This window comes from Asticcacaulis sp. (genome assembly GCF_051956075.1).
Classification (GTDB): domain Bacteria; phylum Pseudomonadota; class Alphaproteobacteria; order Caulobacterales; family Caulobacteraceae; genus Asticcacaulis.
In genome coordinates, this window is the sequence record NZ_JBQCGA010000016.1 from 125,926 (window position 1) to 146,132 (window position 20,207).

At 64.1% G+C, this 20,207-nt stretch carries 14 protein-coding genes; 3 read left to right on the forward strand and 11 right to left on the reverse strand.

From position 1 onward, the window contains the following. Nucleotides 1–70: 70 nt before the first annotated feature. The 6 genes from nagA to ACTHLA_RS05065 are packed head-to-tail and all read right to left on the reverse strand — an operon-like array spanning nt 71 to nt 6,034. On the reverse strand, nt 71–1,213 hold the full coding sequence (nagA, locus tag ACTHLA_RS05040) for an N-acetylglucosamine-6-phosphate deacetylase (protein ID WP_440185992.1): 1,143 nt from the start codon (nt 1,211–1,213) through the stop codon (nt 71–73). Beyond that, nucleotides 1,210–2,268 (reverse strand): SIS domain-containing protein, encoded by a 1,059-nt coding sequence (locus ACTHLA_RS05045; RefSeq protein WP_440186026.1) that lies wholly within the window; start codon nt 2,266–2,268, stop codon nt 1,210–1,212. The genes nagA and ACTHLA_RS05045 overlap by 4 nt, the downstream gene beginning before the upstream one ends. Nucleotides 2,269–2,289: 21 nt before the next feature. Beyond that, nucleotides 2,290–3,057 (reverse strand): GntR family transcriptional regulator, encoded by a 768-nt coding sequence (locus ACTHLA_RS05050; protein WP_440185993.1) that lies wholly within the window; start codon nt 3,055–3,057, stop codon nt 2,290–2,292. Further along, nucleotides 3,054–3,794 (reverse strand): copper homeostasis protein CutC, encoded by a 741-nt coding sequence (locus ACTHLA_RS05055; protein ID WP_440185994.1) that lies wholly within the window; start codon nt 3,792–3,794, stop codon nt 3,054–3,056. Before ACTHLA_RS05055 ends, ACTHLA_RS05050 begins: the two co-directional genes overlap by 4 nt. Further along, a complete protein-coding gene (locus ACTHLA_RS05060; protein ID WP_440185995.1) occupies nt 3,791–4,699 on the reverse strand; it encodes a BadF/BadG/BcrA/BcrD ATPase family protein in 909 nt (302 codons plus the stop codon). The genes ACTHLA_RS05055 and ACTHLA_RS05060 overlap by 4 nt, the downstream gene beginning before the upstream one ends. 36 nt (nt 4,700–4,735) lie before the next feature. Further along, the gene (locus ACTHLA_RS05065; protein WP_440185996.1) at nt 4,736–6,034 is read right to left on the reverse strand and encodes a sugar MFS transporter; all 1,299 of its coding nucleotides are present in this window, start codon (nt 6,032–6,034) and stop codon (nt 4,736–4,738) included. A gap of 390 nt (nt 6,035–6,424) precedes the next feature. Here ACTHLA_RS05065 and ACTHLA_RS05070 point away from each other — a divergent pair, with 390 nt between their 5' ends. Continuing rightward, nucleotides 6,425–9,136: a TonB-dependent receptor gene (locus ACTHLA_RS05070; protein ID WP_440185997.1), complete on the forward strand. Its 2,712-nt coding sequence runs from the start codon at nt 6,425–6,427 to the stop codon at nt 9,134–9,136. 242 nt (nt 9,137–9,378) lie between these two features. Here the strand turns inward: ACTHLA_RS05070 and ACTHLA_RS05075 are convergent, their stop codons facing one another. The 3 genes from ACTHLA_RS05075 to ACTHLA_RS05085 form a co-directional block, all read right to left on the reverse strand. Beyond that, nucleotides 9,379–11,082 (reverse strand): tetratricopeptide repeat-containing sulfotransferase family protein, encoded by a 1,704-nt coding sequence (locus tag ACTHLA_RS05075; protein ID WP_440185998.1) that lies wholly within the window; start codon nt 11,080–11,082, stop codon nt 9,379–9,381. Nucleotides 11,083–11,159: 77 nt separating this feature from the next. Continuing rightward, nucleotides 11,160–12,194 (reverse strand): cupin-like domain-containing protein, encoded by a 1,035-nt coding sequence (locus tag ACTHLA_RS05080; protein ID WP_440185999.1) that lies wholly within the window; start codon nt 12,192–12,194, stop codon nt 11,160–11,162. A gap of 76 nt (nt 12,195–12,270) precedes the next feature. Then, nucleotides 12,271–13,800, reverse strand: coding sequence for an ArnT family glycosyltransferase (locus tag ACTHLA_RS05085; protein ID WP_440186000.1), 1,530 nt, complete (start codon nt 13,798–13,800; stop codon nt 12,271–12,273). Between the two features lie 114 nt (nt 13,801–13,914). Between ACTHLA_RS05085 and ACTHLA_RS05090 the strand changes: the two genes are divergently transcribed. Beyond that, on the forward strand, nt 13,915–14,745 hold the full coding sequence (locus ACTHLA_RS05090; protein ID WP_440186001.1) for a LytR/AlgR family response regulator transcription factor: 831 nt from the start codon (nt 13,915–13,917) through the stop codon (nt 14,743–14,745). Between the two features lie 113 nt (nt 14,746–14,858). Beyond that, nucleotides 14,859–17,990 carry a bifunctional proline dehydrogenase/L-glutamate gamma-semialdehyde dehydrogenase PutA gene (gene putA, locus ACTHLA_RS05095; RefSeq protein ID WP_440186002.1) on the forward strand — a complete coding sequence of 1,044 codons (3,132 nt, stop codon included), beginning with the start codon at nt 14,859–14,861 and terminating at the stop codon, nt 17,988–17,990. 3 nt (nt 17,991–17,993) lie between these two features. Here the strand turns inward: putA and ACTHLA_RS05100 are convergent, their stop codons facing one another. Continuing rightward, nucleotides 17,994–19,037 (reverse strand): zinc-binding metallopeptidase family protein, encoded by a 1,044-nt coding sequence (locus tag ACTHLA_RS05100; RefSeq protein ID WP_440186003.1) that lies wholly within the window; start codon nt 19,035–19,037, stop codon nt 17,994–17,996. 9 nt (nt 19,038–19,046) lie between these two features. Then, nucleotides 19,047–20,090, reverse strand: a complete 1,044-nt coding sequence (locus ACTHLA_RS05105) for a GDSL-type esterase/lipase family protein (RefSeq protein WP_440186004.1) — start codon at nt 20,088–20,090, stop codon at nt 19,047–19,049. Nucleotides 20,091–20,207: the final 117 nt, after the last annotated feature.

A 20,207-nucleotide genomic window follows, 5' to 3' on the forward strand; every position in this document is an offset into this window, starting at 1 on the left:
AGCTTCCTGTCCGCTCCTTGAACAGGATTCTGTGTCCGTGCTTTCCGTGCTTTCCGTGGTTAAATTTTACCTATTCCGCCGCAAGCGCCAGGCCGTTATGACCGCCAATAAAGGTCGCTTTCAGGTTCAGCCTGTCATCCAGCCACACAAGATCGGCGCGCTGCCCGGGAACCAGCGATCCGCGCGCGGAGCCCAGCCCTAAGAAGCGCGCGGGCGCCGTGGCGGCCATCACAGCGGCGTCGTCGACGCTGACGCCGACATGCTCGACCATATTGCGCACCGCCGTGACCATATCGAGGTCCGATCCGGCCAGCGTGCCATCCGGACCGACGCAGACGCCGTTCTCGACATGGATCGGCTGACCGTTCAGCACGAAGCTCTTGGTCTTTGAACCGACCGTCGGCATGGCGTCGGTGACCAGCATGAAGCGGTCGTGCGGTCGCGTGCGCAGGGCGATGCTCAGCACAGGCCAATCGACATGGTGGCCATCGGCGATCAGGCCGCAATAGGCTGTCTGGCTCTCCAGGGCCGCGCCAACCACACCGGGCGCGCGGTGCTGTAACGGCGACATGGCGTTAAACAGATGGGTGAAGCCGGTGACGCCCGCCGCCAGCGCGTCTTTCGTCTCCGCATAGGTCGCATTGGTGTGGCCCGCCGCGACAATCACGCCTGCCTCGGCCAGTTCGCGAATATCCTCCGGCGCGCAGTTTTCCGGCGCCAGCGTCACCAGCGTCCGACCGCGCTTCAGGCTCTTGAGCAGGGCCTTGGACTCGGCGTCCAGCGTGCGGAACAGGTCCGGGTTATGGATGCCCTTGCGCTGCTTGGAGATGAAAGGGCCTTCGATATGCACGCCCAGCACGCCGGGCGCGCCCGCCGCGATGGCGTCCTCGACCGCGCGCATGGCCTTGTCGATCACGCTCAGCTCGTCGCTGATCAGGGTCGGCAGGAAACCCGTCGTTCCATAGGCGCGATGCGCACGGCCGATGGCGGCGATGCCTTCAACCGTGGTCTCATCGTTGAACAGGACGCCGCCGCCGCCATTGACCTGGGTGTCGATAAAGCCGGGCAGCAGCCATCCGCCTTCCAGGTCGATGATCTCGCCCGTGCGCGTGTCGCCGATGGCGGTAATCGTCTCGCCCGTGGCGCTCAGGGCGCTTTCGACCACGCCCTGCGGCGTCACAATGCGGCCATTGATGAAGGTGATCTGGCTCATACGGTTTTCGTCACCTTGTTAAGGTGCGGCGGCGTGTCGGGATTGAGGCCGCGCGCCAGCGACAGGCTGTTGGCGAGGCGGTAGAAGCTCTGGATCAGCAGGATCGGCTCCAGCGCCGGATGGGCGGTGAGCGCAGGCAGGTGCAGGGTTCCGGCGACCGGGCCCTCGGCATTGGCCAGACAGACATGTGCGCCGCGTCCGGCGAATTCAGCGGCGACCTCGCGCACCGCGTCGCCCGCCGCATCGGAGGTGGCCAGGGCCAGGATCGGGAAGCCTTCGCCGACAATCGCCATCGGCCCGTGCTTCACCTCGGCGGCGGAGAAGGATTCGGCGTGCAGCGCGCAGGTCTCTTTCAGCTTGAGCGCCGCCTCCTGCGCCACGGCATAGCCATAGCCGCGCCCGATGACGAACAGGTTGCGCGCGTCCTCCAGCACATCAAGCGCGGCGGACCAGTCGAGCGCAAAGGCGCGCTTCAGCAGGCCGGGCAGGTCGTCAAGCGCCGCCAGCAGGGCGTCGTCGCCCGACCAGTGCGCGGCGATGGCCGCAAGACCGGCCAGCGAGGCGATGTAGGACTTGGTCGCCGCCACCGACTTTTCCGGTCCGGCGCGCAAGGGCAGCAGCACATCGGCCAGAGCCGCCAGCGGGCTGTCCTCGTCATTGACCAGCGCCACGACATAGGCGCCCGCCTTGCGGTGCGCCTCGACCGTGGCCAGAAGGTCCGGCGAGCGGCCCGACTGCGAAATGGCGATGCACAGCGACTCGCCGCTCGCCACCGGGGCGGCGTAGATCGAGGATACCGACATGGCCGCCGTGGCGGTCGGCACGCCGGTATGGGTTTCGATGACATATTTGCCGAAGGTGGCGGCGTGGTCGGACGAGCCGCGCGCCACGGTGACCACCGAGGTCGGCGGGCTGGCCTTCAGGCGCGCGCCCAGCGCCTGCAAGGCGGCGCGGTTGTGGTTTAAGAAACGCTCGACCGCATAGCCGCCTTCGGACGCTTCTGAGAACATCAGGGTCTGGTCGGCTTTAAGCGTGGCGAGGCTGGGGGAGGGCATGGTCATGGTCTGCTTTTCAAATCAACTGATGTCGTTCAGTTCGGCGACCACGTCATAGGCGTCGCCGCGATAATAGGACTGGGTGAATTCGGCGGCGCGCCCGTCGCTGAGAAAGCCGCGCCGTTCGATGAACAGGCCTGGATCGCCGGGCTTGACGCCGAGACGTTCGGCCTGTTCGGCGGTGAAGGCGACGGCGCGCAGGCGTTGCAGGGCGCGCACCGGCCGATGGCCGGTCTTTTCCAGCGCCTCATAGAGCGAGGTGGTGACCGCTTCGGGCGAGGGCAGGCAGTAGCCGGGCAGGGTCGAATATTCGAGCGCCATGGTCTGGCCGTCGGCATAGCGGATGCGGTGGAAGCGATAGACCAGCGCGCCGGGCGACAGGCCCAGCGACAGCGACTCCTCCGGCGTCACCGCGCCCGCGCTCTTATAGACCCACTCCGAATGCGGCTTGCGTCCGCGCGACAGCATGTCCTCCGAGAAGGAGGACAGTTTGGAGAAGCTCTTTTCGACGCGCGAGGCCACAAACGTCCCGGCGCCGCGACGGCGGGTCAGCAGGCCTTCGCTGACCAGACCGTCGATCGCCTTGCGCACCGTGATGCGCGAGACATCGAAATCCTCAGCCAGATCGCGTTCCGGCGGAATGGCGTCGTCCTGATGCAGGCGGCGGTTCTGGATCGCCTCGCGCAGCACGCGCTGAAGCTGAAGATAGAGCGGCGCCGGATCGTCCTTGGACAGGCGGCCCAGCGTGTCCGCGAAGGTCGGGCGTTGCGTCAGCGTGTCCAGGCTCATGCGATTTCCCCGGTAAGGACCGTTATGCGGTCGCGTAAGGCGCGGACCTGCGCCGCGTCTGTGTCGCGCAGGTCGGGCGTCACATAGCCCAGCTCTGTGGCGCGGTCGCGACGGAGCGGCAAGGGCGCGCGGCAGGAGGCGTGCAGGGCCAGAACACCTGCCCTGATCAGCCCGTCGGCGCTGTCGGCGCGTACGCCGCCGCCCGCCAGAATTTCGATGCGGCCCGCCGCCTGCGCGACAAGCGCCTGCAAGGTCGCGACGCCTTCAGGCGCGCTGCGGGCGCCGCCGGAGGTCAGCACGGTGTCGAAACCGAGCGCGATGGCGACCTCCAGCGCGGCGGACGGATCGGGCGTCAGGTCGAAACTGCGGTGCAGGGCGGTCTCCAGCCCGAAATCCTGCGCCTGGCGGCAGAGGTCTTCGAGCGCGGTTAGATCGAGCGCCCCGTCAGCCTGATTGGCGCCGAAGACGACGCCCGCCAGACCGGCCTCGGCGACCGCGGCGATATCGGCGCGCATGACGGCCAGTTCGCCACCACTATAGGTGAAATCCCCGGCGCGCGGGCGGATCATGGCGCGCACGGGGCAGCCCGCCTCCGCCGCCAAAGCCATAAAGCCGCGCGATGGCGTCAGCCCGCCTTCGCTCAAGGCCGCGCACAGCTCGATGCGGTCGGCGCCGCAGGTTATGGCGGCGTTCAGCCCGTTCAGCGTATCAACGCAGATTTCCAGCAACGGCGTCATGCGGTCACCTTCGTCGGCGTCAGGCCATTAGGGGCGCCGTGGGCCATCAGAATGGCGCCGTCCAGCGCGTCCTGTTCCGGCTCGGCCAGCGCGCTGCGGGCGGCGGGCGACAGCCACGGCGCGAACACCGGCGCCATGCCGCCGACCAGACAGACCTTGTCAGCTCCCAATTCGATCAGCCGGGCGATATAGCGGCCAATATCGTGCGCCTGCTTCTCCACTAGAGGGACGGCGACGATATCGTTCTGATTGGCGTAGCCCATGATCATCGGCGCCAGAGCGCCGTAATCGCGCGGCTTGGCGGTGGTGACCCAGTGGACGATGTCCGCCGGATGGCCGCCGAACTGGCGCAGCATGGCGTCGGTGAAGGCGCTTTTCGGCGCCAGACCATCGACGGCCTGCAAGGCGATTCGGATGGCCTCCCGCCCCAGATCGGCGGCGGAGCCATAATCGCAGACCTCGAACCCCCAGCCGCCGACCGGATGTGCCTTACCGCCGACCCAGGCATAGCCTGCGCTGCCGGTGCCGGAGATCAGAATGGCGCCGTCGCGGCCCGAAAAAGCGCCGAGGCAGGCGGTGTGCGCGTCGGACGCCGCATCGCAGTGGGCGAAGCGCGGCCCGGCCTTGATCGTACGTTCGACATCGCCCGCATCGGCGATGCCGGCCAGGCCGAGGCCGATGGCGATATGCTCATAGGCGTCGCTGCGTCCGGCCTGTTGCAGGGCCTGGCTCAGGGCGTCGAGCATATTGGCCCAGACCATGTTGAGGCCGAGGCGGATATTGGCCGGGCCGCCTTCGGCCTGACCCAGCAACTGACCGGCGGCGTCGCGCAGACGCACGCGGCATTTGGTGCCGCCGCCATCAACGCCTGCATACAGACGCGCCTGAATATCCGGGTTTTTCATGGAAACGATCATAGCAGATAAGCGATTTTAGCGGGTTCAAGCCTGTGTGTTGGCGACCTTGCCCGCGCGTCCGGCGAACAGGCTGAAGAACAGGACATAGGCGTAACAGAGGATGGCGAGGACCGCATAGACGAGCTGGAAGTTGAGGGTTTCCTTCAGGTGAGCGAATATCTGCGGAATGACCGCGCCGCCCGCTATCCCCATGACCAGCAGGGCCGAGCCGAACTCGGTCAGCTTGCCCAGACCGCGAATGCCGAGCGGGAAGATGGCGGGCCACATCATGGCGTTGGAGAAGCCCATCGCCGCGACGAAACCGACGCTGACATAGCCCTTGGTGGCGAAGGCGCAGATCGCCAGAACGATGCCGAGAACCGCCGACCAGCTCAGATATTTCTCTTGGCTGATAAAGCGCGGAATGGCGATCAGACCGACGATATAGCCCAGAATCATGCCGATCAGCGCCCCCGACGTGAAGAACTTGGTCAGATCGAGCGGCAGGCCGAACCCGTTGGCGTAGGTGGTGATGCCGTCGCCGACCAGCACCTCGACGCCGACATAGAAGAAGATGGCGAGAAAGCCGAAAAACATCTGCACGATGGCGAAGGCTGAGCCCTTGCCCGAATCCGGGTTGGCGTCGTCGCCGAGCGCGGGCAGAGGCGAAAACCAGGTGAAGACGGCCAGGCAGGCCAGCAGACCGGCCATGAACAGGTAGGGCGTATGAATGCGCGCGGCGAAGGCGTTGAGCAGAACCTCTTTCGCGGCGGGGGTTGGCGCGGCGGCGACCTGATCGGCGAAATCCTTCATGCCGTAAAGGATCAGCGTTCCCACGACGATCGGCGCGATGAAGCCCGCGCCCTTGTTGAACAGACCCATAATCGCGATGCGCTGCGCGCCCGATTCGATCGGACCCAGAACCGAAATATAGGGATTGGACGCCGTTTGCAGCAACGACACGCCCATGCCGATGCCGAACAGCGACACCAGCGCGCCGGGGAAGATGCGCATGGTCGCGAACTGGCCGAAGCCCGCCGCGCCGATGGCCATGATCAGGAGGCCCAGCGCCATGCCCTGCTTCATGCCGGTCTTGCGCAGGATGAAGGCCGAGGGCAGGGCCAGGAAGAAATAGGAGAGATAAAAGACCGACGGCACCAGAAAGGCCTCAACGTCCGTCAGATTGAAGGCCAGCTTGACGAAGGTGATCAGCGGCCCGTTCAGCCAGGTCACAAAGCCGAAGATAAAGAACAGCATGCAGAACAAAAGCACCGCGCCCCATGGCGTCTTTCGGGCTGGATTTTGCGGCGAGCTGTCGGCGGCGGTCGTGGCGTCGGCGGGCATGATCGGCTTCCCCTCGGTTATAATACCAATTTATAGAAGTGGTATGGCTTAGTTCCGGCGGAATTGCAATCTCCGTGATGAAATTTCCCGCTCTTTTTGAGAATTTTGCGCAAATTCGCTATTTTTAAGGATATTATCGGACAATAACCGCGATATATATGTCACATATCCTACACAAGAGCGGACCAATTGCAGATATAACCGTTTTAAAGTTGACACATTGGCGACGTGAAAGTTAGCTCTTTTCCCGGTTTAGGTACTAGGTTGGTATGTTCAGGTCTTATTCTGGCATAGAAACCGGACCGATCCACAGATCACCGAAGCGGCGCTTACACCAAGGTTTTGGGGCTCGCCTACGCCGCAGGCGACACGAATAGGGAAAGACCAGAGATGACATTCAAACGCCATATACTCATGACCAGCGCGGTCGCCGGATTCGGCTTCGCGCTGTCGCTGGGCGCGACCGCCACGGTCGCGCACGCGCAGGACGCCGCCGCCGCGCCGTCAGACGATTCGACTACGGTTGTCGTCACCGGCATCCGCAAGTCGCTGCAGGACGCGCTGCGTCAGAAGCGCAGCTCCGACCGCGTCGAAGAGGTGATCACCGCTGAAGACATCGGCAAGTTCCCGGACAAGAACGTCGCCGACTCCCTGTCGCGCGCCACCGGCGTCAATGTCGTCACCGGTACCTCGGCGGGCGGCGGCTTCGGTGAAAACGAGCATATCTCGATCCGCGGCACAGATCCGAACCTGAACCTGACCCTGCTGGACGGCCACAATATGGCGACCGGCGACTGGTTCGTGCTGGACCAGACGGCGGGCGGGCGCGCCTTTAACTACACCATGCTGCCTTCCGAAGTGGTCGGCACGATCAATGTGATCAAATCCTCGTCCGCCGACCTGCCCGAAGGCGGCATGGGCGGCACGGTCGACGTGCATGTGCGCAAGCCGCTGGACCTACCGTCCAATACGGCGGCCTTCTCGGTCGAGGCGCTCTATTCGACGCGCCCGGACAAGACGACGCCGCAACTGTCGGGCATGTACTCCTGGAAGAACGGCGCGCATACCTTCGGCGTGCTGGTCGGTGCCTTCTATGAGCAGCGCGATTTCCGCCGCGACGGCCAGGAAGTTCTGGGCTACACCACGGTCACCGACTGGGCGGCTACCGGTCAGAACCTGAACGTGCCGTCGCTGATCGGCGCCGCCTATTTCACCCAGCGTCGCACGCGCAAAGGCGGTAATATCGTCGCGCAATGGAAGCCGTCCGATACGTTCGAACTGGATTTTTCGGGCCTTTACACGCACCTGGAGGCCAATAACGAGAACCACAATTTCATGATGTGGGGCTCGCGCCTGCTGACTGCGAATTCCGATCACATGGAAAATGGCGTCATGGTCAAGGCGCTGGGCAAGAATGTGCCGGGCAGCCTGCTGACGGACTATACGGTCTCCGGCGATTACGTGACCTCGGCGAGCTGGAAGGCCGATCCGTCCAACCCGACAGGCACGATCGTGCAGGACGACATCTTCCGTCAGGCGCATTCGGACTCGTACAGCCTGAACATGGACATGAACTGGCAGGCGACGGACAAGCTGAATGTCAAGGGGCAACTCGGCTTTACAGCGGGCGAGGGCGACACCGATGATTCGGCGGCGTGGGAAACCTTCTGGTCTGGCACGGGCGCCAGCTATACGCTGGGCAATCCGACCGCCAAGGTCTCTTACCCTGGCATCGAAAAGGATCCGACCTCTGCGGCCTACCTGAACAATCAGTGGAGCTGGTCATGGGGCGGCGCCGTCAAATCGCCGGATCGCGAGGCCTATGGCAAGCTCGATCTGGAATACGCCGTGGACAGCGGCGTCTTCAAGTCGATCAATGCCGGCATCCGCTACACCGATCACACCCGCCGTCTCGACGACATCGCCTATAGCTGGGCCGGCAACGGCGCCGGCGGCATCAATCTGGCCACCGTCTACAAGGGCGGGATCACGCCGGACAATTATGGTTCGGACATCGGCGGATTGCCGACCTATACCTTCGCCAACGGTCAGGCCGTTTACGATTACGAAGACAGCCATAATGGCGGACGAATCTTCGGCTTCTACGCCCCGGCCTCGTTCGCCGTACATGAAAAGACCGACGCCTATTATGTGATGGCCAAACTGGGCGGCGACCGCTGGAACGGCAATATCGGCGTCCGCGCCGTCCATACCAACGAGACCTCGACGCAGTACACCACCAATGTCACGCCGAATATGACGACGACGCCTTCGGTGTTCGGCGCCTATGCTCAGGTCGACACCAAGCATGAGTATTGGGATATTCTGCCCAGCGCGACCCTGAACTTCAAGCCGACAGACGATGTGATCATCCGCGCGGCCGCCTCGACCGTCATGACGCGTCCGGGTTTCGCGCAACTGGCGGGCGCTTACAGCCTCGACGACGCCAACTATACCGGCACGGCGGGCGGCAACCCGAACCTCGATCCGTACAAGGCCAACCAGTACAATCTGGGCGTCGAGTGGTATTTCGCGCCACAGTCCCTGTTCTCGGTCACCTTGTTCGACATCGACTTCTCGAACTTCATCACCTCGAACACCTTTACCGGCTTCTATGTCGACCAGCAGAATCCGCAGGGTCACGCATTCACCCTGACCGGACCGGGCAATGGCGGCAAGGCGAAGGACACCGGTTATGAAATCTCGCTGCAGCAGCCGCTGCCCGACGGTTTCGGCTATATCCTGAACTTCACCAATTCGAACGGCAAAGCCGCCAACGGCAGCGCCATCGACGGCAATTCCAAGTACACCTACAACGCCACGCTGTACTATGAAAACAGCAGGGTCTCGACGCGCCTGGCGTATAATTACCGCTCGAAGTTCCAGTCCGGCATCGACCGCGCCACCCCGATGTGGCAGGACAATTACGGCACGCTGGACGCTTCGTTCGACTACAACCTGACGCAGCACATCGCGATCACGGTCGAAGCGCAGAACCTCGGCAACAGCAAGCTCTACTACTTCGTTGGCAATCCGAGCATACCGCGCGCCTATTACGATTACGGCCAGACCTTCTATGCGGGCTTCCGCTTCAAGTACTAGGCTGCGTTTGTCAGGGCGGGAGCGGTTCTTGAAGCGACTCCTCTCCCGCCGCTGACCGCCTGACGGGTCGCCGGACGTCACAGGCGGCGGTTGTCCGGCGTCAAAGGATCCTGTGTGCTTGCGCCGCAACTTGGCGGCGGACCTTTGACATCTTCAAGCCGGTCGTTCCTCACATCGCCGTTTATCCCCCTTCGCGACCCCGAAGGTTCCATAAGCCCCGGCTGCCCGCCGGGGCTTGTTCTTTACAGGCTGTAGCCAAGATCTTCGATCACCGGCGCCAGACGTTCGGCATAGGGCGCCAGATGATCGCGATAGGCCCGCCAGCGCCCGACGGCGCGCGCATTCAAAGGCTTTTTCACCTGCGCATAGGATGGCGTCGGGGCATGGCGGCGGTTCTCGTGGAAACGCAGGCAGGCGTCATGAAAACCGACGCCGACATGCGACAACAGCCGCAGCGTCCAGCCGCGCGGATCGGCGACGAAATCCTCATAACGCAACGCGAAAACCTGAGGATTGAGCGCGTCATAGGCCCGGTTCAGCGCATGCTGCGCCAGCATATGCTCCACAATCGTCTCCGGGCTGAAACCGGCATTATAGCCATGCGTCAGATTGTGCGACAGTATGGAGATCAGCACATCAAGCGGGTGGCGGATCATGCGCACGACCGCCGCCTGTGGGAAGGCCAGCCGGATCAGCGGCAGATAGACGTCATTGAGCGGCATCTTGTCGGTGAACAGGCGCGCGCCGTCCGTCAGGCCTTGCCTTTGCGCGCGGTTCAGATAGTCGTCGCGCAGCAAACCGGGGATGTGACGATAATCCGCCGCCTCGATCTGGGCGATGCGTTCCGGGAACGCCGCTGCGCCGGGCAAGATCTGTTCGCTCAAGGCGCGCCACGCATGGGCGAAGCGCAGTTCGCCGCCCGCCGCCACGTCCGGGTGCGCGCTCAGCACCTGTTCGATCAGAGTGGTGCCGGAGCGCGGAAAACCGAGAATGAACACAGGCTGCGCGATGTCGGACCGCGCGGCGGCGCGCGGCAGACGCTGCATGCGCGACGGCGAAAAGAGCTGCGCCATGCGCGCAAATTCGTCCTGCACGGCGTCGGCGTCGTAGCTCAGCCGCATCTCCTGCGCCAGTTGCGCCTTGGCGTCGAGAAAGCCGCGCCACGCCGCGTCATGGCGGCCCAGCCGGTCGAGAAGCCGCGCGCGGTCAAGCATCGCCGGTCCGGCCAAAGGCGCCTTCGCCGCGTCGATCAGGTCGAGCGCCGCCTTGGGATTGTCGGCATTGGCCAGATAGAGGGCGCGCAGCAGGGTGAAATCCTCGCCGGTGCGCCGTCCGGCGGCCTCGGCCTTTTCCAGCCATTGAAAGGCGTCGGCCATGTCGCGCCGCGCCTCGAAGCAGCGCGAGACGTGCGCCATCAGCATGGCGCTGTTGGGCTCAAGCCTGTGCGCCTGCAACAACGCATCGAGCGCCTCGTCAATCTGGCCCTGATTGTACAGGCACAGGCCCAGATTGGTCAGAATCTGCGGGTGCGGCCCGGCCAGTTCGAGGGCGCGGCGGTTGTGCCATTCGGCGGCGGGCAGGTTGTCCGCATCGCCGAAAATCACCCCCATATTCAGATGCGCCTGCGCGTCGTCCGGACAGGCGATGACCGCTTCGCGCGCAGCCGTTTCGGCGGCGGCGCGCTGACCGGTGCGGCGCAGCAGTTCGGTCAGGTCGTTGAGCGCCCAGACGCAGGTTCCATCGTGCGCAATCGCCTGCCGCATAATGGCTTCTGCGCCCTGAAGATCGCCGCGCGCCTGCAGGATCACCGCCTTGAGTTCAAGCGCCATCAGGTCGTCGGGCGCCTCGTTCAGCCGCATGCTGCACAGGCTGAGGGCGCCCGTGACGTCGCCTGCCTGAAACGCTTGCCGTCCCTTGAGGACGAGGGGGTGGATAGCAACAGACACAGCCTGCCCCGGATACGCGCGGACCAAGGCTCCGCGACTCGCAGACTATACGGAAATCCGTGAAAAATCCACAGAGGCTAACGACTTAACATCTTGATCAGATGGGATTTCAGCGCGCGTTCCGTCTCCGGCGTCATGGCGCCGAACATGCCGCGCGCGTGATCGGGGATATGGGCGACGGCGGCGCCTTCGGCCTCTGGCTGGAACAGGTACTGATCGAACAGGACACGCCAGCGCATCCGCTCGGCCCTGGGCAGGTCGCGCAGGGTCAGAAGTCCATGCAGCAGGGTCAGAAGCGGCGTCGTCTGCGTCAGGTGGGCCGGGCCTTCGCGCCACCAGATATTGATCATGGCGCCGAAGGCGTCGCGCGATTCGACGTGATGGAACCACAGGCTGGGCAGGTAGAGGACGTCGCCCGGCTCCAGATCGGCGACCTCGGCGTGGGGCATGGCGTCCCGGAAGCGCGGGAAGCGGTCGAAATCGGGCGCGTGAAAATCGACGAGGCTGGTCGGCTGGCCCGCCAGAGTCAGGTCCAGCGGCGTGATGTAGAGATTGTCAATCTGTTCGATCGGGAACAGGGTGAAACGCCGCCGCCCAGCGACGACGCAGGCGAGGTTCTGCGGCAGATCCCAGTGCGCGGCTGTGCGGGTGCGGTTGCCGATCCACAGCATGACCTGACGCCCGATAGCGGGGTCCATCAGGTCCAGCCGGTTTTCTTCGGCGACGGCGGGCATGATGACATTCACCGGCACGCCGCCTGCATAATGGGTCGCCGCCGCCCGATCGTCCATATCGCGCAGGATCAGATTGACCAGATCGCCAAAGGCGAGCTGACGCTGCTGATGGTTCAGGCCGCGCAGATCGTCGGAAAAGCTGTAACGGCCCGTCATGTCCGCAGGGATCGACTGGAACAGCACCTTGCGATCATTGGCGCGCGCCTTGAAATAGTCGGCCAGGGCGTGCGGGCCCTGTGCGGCGACAGCGACGGCGGGCCAGTCGCGCACGGCGCCTTTCAGAATGGCGGGACGCTGGCGCGACTGAATCTCGGATCGAAAACGCGCGCGGTCCACACCCTCGAAGCTTTCGACCTTTCGCGCCTCATCCAGCCACATGCAAACCTCCCGGCGGCCCAACCGCCGGGAGGAGCTAACATCGCGGCGCACAGAGGGTCAAGGCGCGCGGCGGACCTCAATCGAAATGCTTTATATTCGGCCATTCATCGGCCAGTTTGACCTTAAGGCCCTGACAGAAGGCGATGATCTTGCCGTTTTCGCTGGCCATGGCGTCGGGTGAAAGGGTCGTGCGGTAGATGATCGTCTGCTGGCAATAGGGCCGCAGGCGTTCGGGGTGACGCTGCACGACCAGCAGATTGACCGGCGGGCGAGCGTGTTCGAGGTAGGTTTTACCCCAGAAATAATACTGGTTATGGCCGCTCAGGGCCGGGGGCAGGCCATCGGCGCCGCCATAGATGTCGAGCGCGGCGGCTTCGCCGTAATTATCGACCTTGATGGCGGTATGGGCGCGCTCGGCGGCGGGAATCTGACGCCAGGCCGCGCCAACCTGCACGGTGAAGTCGCGCCAGCCGAGCTGGTCGGCGAAAAGCTGCGGCAAGAGCGTGCCCGCAAAGCTTTTCTCCTGCTTCTGCGGCTTGAGCGGGACATGCTGCATATAGGCGCGCAGGGCGGGGATCGGCAGGACCGGCATGGCCATGGGCGCGATGGCGGCGGACAAACCGGCGGCGAGCGTCAGCCATACGGCGAAGGCGGCCCGCAAGCTCGGCGTTTTCAGCCAATGCCCCCAGGCGACCGCGCCGATGACGAAGACCGTCGGATAGGTCGCGGCGATATAATAGTCCTTGCCATGCGTGAGCAGGGTGAGCAGCAGGCAGGCGACGAAAGCGATGGCCAGAAAGCGCACCGGTTTGAGCGCGGCGATCACGAACGGCGCAACGATCCCGGCGATCCAGACCGGGGCCAGAAGCGGGTTCATGACGAAAAGCTGATTGATCAGGAAGCTGAGCGGCGGCGTGGCGACGTTCTTGCCGCGCGCGGCGGCGGCCAGTTCGAGAAACGGCCAGCCATGCGCCGCCTGCCAGATGATCGAGGGCAGGCCGATCAGCGCCGCCAGACCTGCGCCCAGCCACAGGCTTTTCAGCGCGAACACGCGCCGCTGCGGCGTCAGGACGAGGCCGATGATCAGGCTGACCGCCCAGAAGGGCAGGGCGTATTTGGCTTCCAGATCAAGCCCGGCGACGACGCCGCAGCCGATCAGCGCCATACGATCTCCGTCCCTGACGGCCTTGACCAGCAGACAGGCGATCAGCGTCCAGGCCAACGGATCGAAGGAGGTGGTGCTGAAGACGCTGGCCATGCCCATCAGCATGGGTGCGATCATGGTTGTCAGTCCGGCCAGCACAGCCGCGAAGCCGCCGCCGCCCAGAAGACGCGCAAACCGCACCGACAGCCCGACCAGCGCCGCCGCCGCCAGCGTGGCGGGCAGGCGCAGCAGCCAGACGCTGTGGCCCATGCCGTAAAACAAGGCGGACAGCAGCGGGATCAGCGGCGGCTGGTCGGCGTAACCGAAGGCGGGGTGGCGACCGCAGACGATGAAATAAAGCTCGTCGCGAAAGACATCATAGCGGCCTGCAAACAGCGCATGGAGGCAGAAGGCCAGCAGGGCCAGCCCCGCCGCCGTATAATCTCTTGTTAAGGGTTTCATGTAAGGTTTTGTTATCTCAGTCTTTATCGCCATTGTTCGATCTCCAGCGCCCGGAAACAGACTTGACATTCGTGAGCGATGGACGCCATCTCAATGCCATTGGAGGCGGGGCGGATGGGACGGACGGTGGCGAGCGGCGATCCTTCTGGGACGAACGGCGGTAAGAATGGGCCAAGCGGTTGGCCGCCCCTGACCCTGTTCGGCGTGATCGCGGGCTTTCTGCTGGCCGTCATCCTGGTCAATATCTCCTCAAATCTGATCGAAAACCCCGACCTGGCGGCCTGGAAGCCGACTCTGTGGGAGTTTTCCAGCTATATCGGCATACTGGTCTTCGTTCCGGCCCTGTGGTGGTCGTGGCGGCGTTTTCACTGGACGCAGGCGGGCGTCGCGCGCTTTCTGACGGCGCAGATCGTCAGTTTTCTGCTGTTTTCCGGTGGCCATATCGCCGTTATGGTGCTGTTGCGGCATCTCGGCTATCTTCTCGTCGGCCAGCATTATAATTTTTCCAATGGCCGCCTGCCGCTGGAGCTGATCTATGAAGGCCGCAAGGATTTCCTGACCTTCGTGCTGATCAGCGGCATCTTCTGGACGCATCAGCGGTTGCGCGCGCCGTTACATCCGTCTCCGCCCGTGCGCATCGAGGTCCGCGCCGACGGCCGCACCATATACCTGACGCCGGACGAGATCGTCAGCGTCGAGGCGGCGGGCAATTATGTCGAACTGCATCTGACGACGGGCAAGCCGCTGTTGGCGCGCGCAACCCTGGCTGAGTATGAGGGCAGGCTCGGCGCGGCGTTCGCGCGCGTGCATCGCTCGCGTCTGGTCCATCGCCAGCATATCCGCGAAATTTCGGTGACGGCGGCGGGTGATCCGCATCTGACCCTGAGCGATGGCCGCACGCTTTTGGGCAGCCGTCGCTACCGCGACCGGCTCAAGGCCGGATAGGCTTTCCCGATCGGCATGATCCGCCGCCGAGGTCATGCTGAAACGGCGCTATCTTTGCGCAAAATGTGGTAGTATCGCAGGCAACGATGAGTCCCTTCACGGAGCGCCGTTCCATGCCCGACACTGTTCATAATTTCGTTGCCGCGCCGATCAAGGCGCCCGTGGATTGGGACCGGCTGGACGATCACAAATATATGTCGGATGCGGCGATCTGCGCCTGGCTGCTCAAGGCCGCGCCGCTGGACGCGGCGCAACGCGCCAAGGTGCGTGCGGACGCCGAAAACCTCGTCGCCGCCACGCGCAAGGCCTCCAAAAAGCAGGGCGTGGTGGAAAGCTTCCTCAAGGAGTTTTCGCTCGGCACCGCCGAAGGTCTGGCCCTGATGTGTCTGGCCGAGGCGCTCCTGCGCACGCCGGATCAGGCGACGCGCGACGACCTGATCGCCGAGAAGATTTCCTCCGCTGACTGGGCCTCGCATCTGGGTCAGTCGGACAACTGGTTCGTCAACGCCTCGACCTGGGGGCTGATGTTGACCGGGCGCATCATCGACGTCGAGGAACAGGCCAAGACCGATCTTGGCGGCTATGTCACCAATCTGGCCGCGCGCGTCGGCGAGCCGGTGATCCGTCGCGCGGTGGCGCGGGCCATCCGCATCATGGGCGAGCAGTTCGTGCTGGGCCGCACCATCGAGGCGGCGCTGAAACGCGCCAAGAAAGAAGGCTATCTCTGCTCCTTCGACATGCTGGGCGAAGGCGCGCGCACGGAAGCCGACGCCGAGCGCTACACCCAGGCCTATGCCGACGCCATCACCGCCCTGTCGAAAGTCGCTACCAAAGGCCCGGAAGCCGATCACGGCATTTCGGTCAAGCTGTCGGCCCTCTATTCGCGCTATGAGGCCGCAAAGATCGACGATGTGATGGCCGACCTCTATCCGCGCCTGAAGCGCCTGGCCGTTCAGGCCGCACAGGCCGACATCAATTTCACCCTCGACGCCGAGGAGACCGACCGGCTGGCCCTGTCGCTGAAAGTTCTCGACCGGCTGGCGCGCGAGCCGGAACTGGGCGACTGGAAGGGGCTTGGGCTGGCCGTGCAGGCCTATCAGAAGCGCTGCCCTGAAGTGATCATGGCCTTGCGCGCCCTGGCGGAATCGAGCGGACGTCGGCTGATGGTCCGGCTGGTCAAGGGCGCCTATTGGGACACCGAGATCAAGCGCGCGCAGGTCATGGGGCGCGAAGACTATCCGGTCCACACCACCAAGGCGGCGACCGACCTGTCCTATCTGGTGTGCGCGAACATGCTGATCGACGCCGCGCCGCATATCTATGCCCAGTTCGCCACCCACAACGCTCATTCGCTGGCCGCGATCCGGCTGATGGCGCAGGAGGCGGGCGTCGTCGTGGAATCGCAGCGCCTGCACGGCATGGGCGAAGCGCTCTACGACGAGGCCGAAAAGGCGTTCGGCGATTTCCCCCTGCGCGCCTACGCGCCGGTCGGCGGCCACGAAGACCTGCTGCCCTATCTGGTGCGCCGCCTGCTGGAAAACGGCGCCAACTCCTCCTTCGTGAACGTGCTGCTCGATGAAAAGCTCGATCCGAAGGACGTGATCACCGATCCGGTCGAGGTCGTCGCCGCGCATCCGTTCCGTCATGCCCGCCTGCCTCTGCCGCGCGACATGTATGGCGACCGGCTGAACAGCCACGGCCCGGACATCTCCATCGCCGCCGTGCGCGACCGCCTGAGCGCCGCCGTGCACAAGCTCGATGGCGAACGTAAAGAGTCGAACGCGCTGATCGGCGGCAAACCGCATTCGACCTATGCGGCGCATGTCTTCGCGCCCGCCGATCTGACGCGCATTGTCGGCGAAGTGCATGAGGCCGATCCGGCCATGATCGACGAAGCGTTCGAGCGCGCCGTCGCCGCGCAACCGGCGTGGAACGATCTCGGCGGCGACGGACGCGCGCGCGTGCTGGAGGCGATGGTCGATGCGCTGGAGTCAAAACATGACAGCCTTTGCGCCGTCATGGTGCGCGAGGCGGGCAAGACCTGGGGCGACGCCATCGCCGAGGTGCGCGAAGCCGCCGACTTCTGCCGCTACTACGCCAGACTGGCGCGCGAACAGTTCGGGACGCCGACGGTTCTGACCGGCCCGGTGGGCGAGCGCAATCTGCTTTCACTGCACGGACGCGGCGTCTTTGTCTGCATCAGCCCGTGGAACTTCCCGCTGGCCATCTTCACTGGCCAGATTTGCGCCGCCCTGGCGGCGGGCAACGCCGTGCTGGCCAAGCCCGCCGAGCAGACGCCGCTGATCGCGCACAAGGCCGTCAAGCTGTTCTACGGCGCGGGCCTGCATCCCGACCTACTGGCCCTTTTGCCTGGCGACGGGGCGAAGATCGGCGCCGCCCTGGTCGCGCATCCGGGCATTGCCGGCGTCGCCTTCACCGGCGGCACGGATACGGCGCGGATCATCAACCGCACCCTGGCGGGCAAGGACGGGCCGATCGTCCCGTTCATTGCTGAGACCGGCGGCTTGAACGGCATGTTCGTCGATACGACCGCGCTCAAGGAGCAGGTGGTCGATGACGTGATCGTCTCGGCCTTCGGTTCGGCAGGCCAGCGCTGCTCGGCGCTGCGCCTGTTGTTCCTGCCGAATGAACTGGCGGACTCCTATATCGCCGCGCTCAAGGGCGCGATGGATATGCTGAAGATCGGCGATCCGGCGGACTTCACCACCGATGTCGGGCCGGTGATCGACCTTGATGCCCAGGAGGCCCTGCAACTGCATCTGAACACGCTCGAAGCGCGTGGACAGGTGCTGCACCGCGCCTCGGTTTCGGTAGCGCTGAACGGGCATTTCTTCGCGCCGACCCTGGCTGAAATCAGCGATCCGTCCGAGCTTGAGCGCGAGGTGTTCGGCCCGATCCTGCATATTGTGCGCTACGATTCGCAGGCTCCCGAAGCGATGACCGGGGCGCTGGCTGCTCGCGGCTACGGCCTGACGCTCGGCGTGCATTCACGGCTGGACTCATTCGCAGAGCGGATCATGCGCAGCGTTCCGGCCGGCAATGTTTACGTCAACCGCTCGGTGATCGGCGCCGTGGTCGGGGTGCAGCCCTTCGGCGGCGAAGGCCTGTCCGGCACCGGTCCCAAGGCGGGCGGCCCGCTGGCCCTGACGCGCTTCGCCTCCGAACGCGCGGTCAGCGTCAACATCACCGCGCAGGGCGGCGATCCCGCCCTGCTTAATCTCTAATCTCTAAACCTGCCGCGTGATCAGCCCATGCACATAGGCCAGCTTGGCGCGGATGGCGGGGGTGAGGATAAACGGATAGAGGTCGCGTTCGCCCATCGAATGATGGATGGCGTTGAGCGCGACGCTTAACGGAATCCAGGCGTCGGCGATGCAGTCGAAATCGCGCGCCTCATAGGGATTGAGGCCGACCTCCTGCTCGATGGCTATGCCGTAAATCTGCGCCGTCTCCAGCGTATCGACAATGTGCAGCACATGGGCGAAGCATTCGGCGAAGTCCTCCCACGGATGGGTGGTGGCGTAAAAGCTGATATAGCTGGCGCCCCAGCCCGGCGGCGGGCCCTGATCGTAATGCCGTTGCAGCGCCTCGCCGTAGTCGGCGCGCTCGTCGCCGAATACAGCGCGAAAGCCGTCCAGCTTATTGGCGTCGCGCACCAGCTTGTTCCAGATGAAATGCCCGGTCTCATGGCGGAAATGGCCGAGCAGGGTGCGGTACGGCTCGTTCATCAGCTCGCGCTGCTGCTCGCGCGTCAGGTCGTCGGCCTCGGCGGCGCGGATGACGATATGGCCTTCGTCATGGCCGATCAGGGCGGGCTTGCACGACCCGTCGGGCAGGATTTCGTCGTTCTTGAGGTCGAACAGAAGACCGCCCTGCGGGTCTTCCTTGCGCGTCGGATGCGGCAGATCCCAGCGCAGAAAGGCGTAAAACAGGTTGCGCTGCGCCTCATTGATGCGCCGCCAGCGTTTCAGCCCCTCCTCGGTGTTCGGGTCCGGCACCAGACCGTTATGGCGGCAGGCCTGACACCACGGCTCCGCGTCGCTTTCAGGAACCAGCCAGTTGCAGATATCGTGTTCGGCATTGGCGCAGAAGCGATAGGCGCGCGCCGGAGTATCGACGCGCCGCCACAGGTTCGGGTCGCTCTCATGCGGCGTCAGGGCGTACATGCCCAGCGCTTCGGGCGCAAACCCGAGCCGGAAGCCGCAATTGAGACAGACGCGGTTGTCAAAATGGATCGGATTGCCGCAATTGTCGCAGCGGAACAGACGCATCTTGGTCCCTTACTTGCCCTGCCATATATCCGGGCGCCCGTCGATAAAGGCGATCAGCTCATCCGCAACCTTCTTATCGTCGGCGATGGTCGGATGGTAATCGCAGCCGCCGAAAGATAGGTGGTTCATGGGCAGGAAGGCGATGCGGGTCTCGCCTGCGCTTTGTAAGGCGGCCATAACCTTCTGCACCTCGGACTGGATTTCGCCATCCACCTGATCGGTCGCCATCAGGATGAAGAAGACCTGCGGATTTCTGGCTCGCAAAGTCTGCACGAATTTGACGTAGGTCGCTTCGTAATCCTTATGCAGGTCGTCGCGGGTCTTCCACTTTTCGCCGTCATTCAACGGGGTGGTGAAGTCGTTGGTGCCAAGACCGATGACGATGATTTGGGGCTTCCAGTCGGGATTGTCGTAAAGCGCCTGTTTGGCGTAAGTCTGATAAGGCCATGCGACGGGCAAGTGATCTCCGGGCGAGCCATTATAGTTGCGCACACTGCCGCGGCCGGAAATGGCGTTGATCTGATAATCGGCGTCATAGTGCTTCGCCGTGACAGGTCCGAAAGCCTGTGAGGTGTTGGTGGTCGCCCAGACCTCTTCGCGCGTGCATTGCTGGACGGGCGATATATTGCCGTAACCGACCGTGTAGGAATCGCCGATGAACTCGATCTGGCGGGCTTCCGGCGCGGGCGCGGACAGAACATCGCTGGCGTCAGGCACGGTGACGCCGCTGAAGTGAGCGATCTGACTCTGGTCCTCGGTGGCGCGCTCTATGCGCAAGCTGTGGTCGCCGTCCGCCGCGCTGATGACCACTTCGGGCGTCGCCGAGGCCAATACGGTCTGAGTCTTCAATCCGTCGAGATAGATGTTGAAAATGTCATGGCTCGGCGCGAAATGGACCGTCGCTGAGGCGCCTTTGAAGCGGCCCTCGAAATAGGCGCCCGGCCATTGAAAGCTGTAGCCGTGGTCGTCCTGAGCAACGCGCCCGCCTGTCGTCAGAGGCAGCGCGACCTCCGCTTGCGCCGCGCCAGCCACCATGATCGCCGTCAAAGCCATCAAGGCCATTCCCGTCCAAATTCGCATCGTCTCAACTCCTGTTGTCATTGCGGCGGACTATTTCAGCTTGCCACACAGCGGGCAACAAAAAAGCCGCCCCGAAAGGAGCGGCTTTTC